The organism is Mitsuaria sp. TWR114, assembly GCF_007997345.1.
In genome coordinates this window covers 1-2,747 of record NZ_VOSR01001069.1, presented here as the reverse complement: position 1 = coordinate 2,747, position 2,747 = coordinate 1, and the positions used below count along the sequence as shown (strand labels likewise).

Genomic DNA, 2,747 nt, shown 5'->3' with positions numbered 1-2,747 from the left:
GAGCGGATCTGCTGCTGCGGGACGAAGGCATGGAGGAATTCGCCATACAGCTCCAGGTCGGGCGGTTGCGACGGATCGCCGTCCGGATAACGCTTGACCTTCACGTCCCCGAGCAGCTGCACCTCGCTGCCGTCGCCGTTGGACAGGCCGCGCTGCGCGTCGGCGACCAGCAGTTCGCCCTGCTTGCCGTAGGCGCGCAGCTGCGGCGCGTCGATCTCAAGCGTGTCGTTGTCGGGGTAATGGCGCATCTCGGTGCCGATGATGCGTCCGGTCAACCGGCCGTCGCTGCTGAAGCGCTCGACCTCGAAGCCGTTCATCCGGTAGTCGGGCTCGTGCTTGGGCGCGGCCTTCTCGCGCGGCGTCTCCAGCTGCGGCGTGTTCTTGATCAGCCACCAGGTGAAGCCGGCCAGCATCGCCATCAGCAGCAGCGGCACGTAGCTGGCCAGCATCGACTGCAGGCGCCACAGCAAGGGCTGGACGCGGCGCCGCGGCGAGGTCGGCGGCGGAGCGAGCGCCGCCATCAGTGGCCGCTCCCGTCCAGGGTCTCGAGGTGGCCGTGCAGCAGCCGCGCGTACTGGCCGGCGGCCATCAACAGCAGGTCGCAGAACTCACGGGCGGCACCATGGCCGCCAGCGGCGGCGGTGACATGATGCGCGGCCGCCTTGACCTCGGCATGCGCCTGGGCCGGCGCGCAGGCGAAACCGGCGCGCACCATCAGCGGCAGGTCGGGCCAGTCGTCCCCGATCACCGCCACCTGCTCCCAGCGCAGGCCGAGCTGGTCGAGCAGCGGCTGCGCCGCGGCCAGCTTGTTCCTGGCCCCATAGACGGCGTGCGGCAGGCCGAGGTCGGCGACCCGCCGCCGCACCGCCGGCGAATCGCGGCCGGTGATGACGATCGGCACGATGCCGCCCTGCGCGAGCAGCTTCATCCCGTGGCCGTCCAGCGTCGCGAAGGCCTTGAACTCCTCGCCCTGCGCGCTGAGGTAGATGCGGCCGTCGGTCAGCACGCCGTCGACGTCGAAGATCGCGGCCCGCAGGCCGAGCGCCGGGCCCTGCGCCTTGAGCAGCAGTTCCGGCGGAAAGGCCAGCGCGGGCTGGAGCTCGCGCACGACCGGCGCATCCGCGTCCGCGGGAGTCAGGGAGGAAGCGCTCATCAGATCACCTTCGCGCGCATCAGGTCGTTGATGCTGATCGCGCCGACCAGGCGCTGTTCGTCGTCCACGGCCAGCACCAGCGTGATGCGGGCCTGCTCCATCAGGTCGGCCGCGTCGACGGCCAGCGCGTCGGCGGCCACGGTGCGCGGATTCGGATGCATGACCTGGCCGGCCGTCAGGCCGCGCAGGTCGCCGCCGCGCTCGATCAGCCGGCGCAGGTCGCCGTCGGTGAAGATGCCGCCGGCCTTGCCGTCGGCGCCGACCAGCACCGCGCAGCCCAGGCCCTTGTCGGACATCACCCGCATCATGTCGAGCAGCGGCAGCTCGGCATTCACGCGCGGCAGCGCGTCGCCGCCGCGCATCAGGTCGCGCACATGGGTCAGCAGGCGCCTGCCGAGCGAGCCCCCCGGATGGGAGCGGGCGAAGTCCTCGGCGCGGAAACCGCGCGCGTCCAGCAGCGCCACGGCCAGCGCGTCGCCCAGCGCGATCTGCGCGGTGGTGCTGGCGGTCGGCGCGAGGTTCAGCGGGCAGGCCTCCTGCGCCACGCGCGAGTCGATCACGAAGTCCGCATGCTTGGCCAGCGACGACGACAGTCCGCCGGTCATGCCGATCAGCGTGACGCCCTGGCGCTTGAGCACCGGGATGATGGCGTTGAGCTCGTCGCTTTCGCCGGAATTCGACAGCGCCAGCACGATGTCGCCGGGCGTGACCATGCCGAGGTCGCCATGGCTGGCCTCGCCGGGATGGACGAAGAACGCCGGCGTGCCGGTGGAGGCCAGGGTGGCGGCGATCTTGCGGCCGACGTGGCCGCTCTTGCCCATGCCCATCACGACGACGCGACCGGAGCAATCCAGGATCTTGCGGACCACCTGTTCGAACGATTCGCCCAGGCGGGGACCGAGCGCGAGCAGCGCGTCGGCCTCGACTTGCAAGGCCGCGCGGGCCACGTCGAGCGCGCGGGAATGGGTGAGGGCGGCGTGGGTCGTCATAAGGGCGAAAGTGTAGCCGCCGGGGTCGATTCAGTCCGGCGCCGGCCCCAGTCTGAGGGCCACGCCGAAGCCCGCTTCCATGGCCGGCAGCCGCAGGTCGCCGCCGTGGGCGCGGGCCACCAGGTCGGCCATCATGAGGCCCAGGCCCATGCGCCCTTCGTACTGCTGCCGCTCCAGCGCGTCGTTGAGGTCCACGCGCTGCCAGTCGGCCACGCCCTCGCCGTTGTCGGTGAGCTCCAGCGTCATCCCCCCGTCCAGCTGGGCCTTCAGGCGCAGCCGTACCTGCGAGGCCCCGTGGCGCCAGGCGTTGTCGATCAGGTTGATCAGCGCGGCGGCCAGCAGGTCCGGATCGGCGTCGATGCCGGCCTCCGGCGGCAGGTCCAGCACCAGGCCGTCGGGCAGGGGCAGGAGCTGCATCAGCTCGACCAGGTCCAGGCGCTGCCAGCGCAGGCTCATGCCGGTGCGGAACAGCGTCAGCAGCGCGGTCACCACGCGGCGCAGCCGGTCGCCCGCCTCGCGGGTGCGCTGCAGCCGGGCGCGCGACTCGGGCGGCGCCTCGCGCAGCGCCATCGCGAGCTGGGCGTCCATGCCCGCGAGCGGCGTGC

General features: G+C 72.2%; 4 protein-coding genes. All 4 read right to left on the bottom strand.

Annotated elements, in window-relative coordinates:
* A partial coding sequence (gene lptC / locus FUT87_RS27435) for an LPS export ABC transporter periplasmic protein LptC (RefSeq protein WP_147243020.1) occupies positions 1 to 521 on the bottom strand: 521 nt, incomplete at its 3' end.
* Entirely contained in the window at positions 521 to 1,153 is a 633-nt protein-coding gene (locus tag FUT87_RS27430) for an HAD family hydrolase (RefSeq protein WP_147243019.1), read from the bottom strand. The genes lptC and FUT87_RS27430, both read right to left, overlap by 1 nt.
* Entirely contained in the window at positions 1,153 to 2,142 is a 990-nt protein-coding gene (locus FUT87_RS27425) for an SIS domain-containing protein (protein WP_091729944.1), read from the bottom strand. The genes FUT87_RS27430 and FUT87_RS27425 overlap by 1 nt, the downstream gene beginning before the upstream one ends.
* 30 nt (positions 2,143 to 2,172) lie before the next feature.
* Positions 2,173 to 2,747: sensor histidine kinase KdpD (locus FUT87_RS27420; protein ID WP_255512087.1), on the bottom strand; the 575-nt coding region annotated here is incomplete at its 5' end.

Bases quoted from the DNA above. Each gene is read 5' to 3' on its own strand.
- FUT87_RS27430 (WP_147243019.1), bottom strand. From the start codon at position 1,153: ATGAGCGCTTCCTCCCTGACTCCCGCGGACGCGGATGCGCCGGTCGTG.
- FUT87_RS27425 (WP_091729944.1), bottom strand. From the start codon at position 2,142: ATGACGACCCACGCCGCCCTCACCCATTCCCGCGCGCTCGACGTGGCC.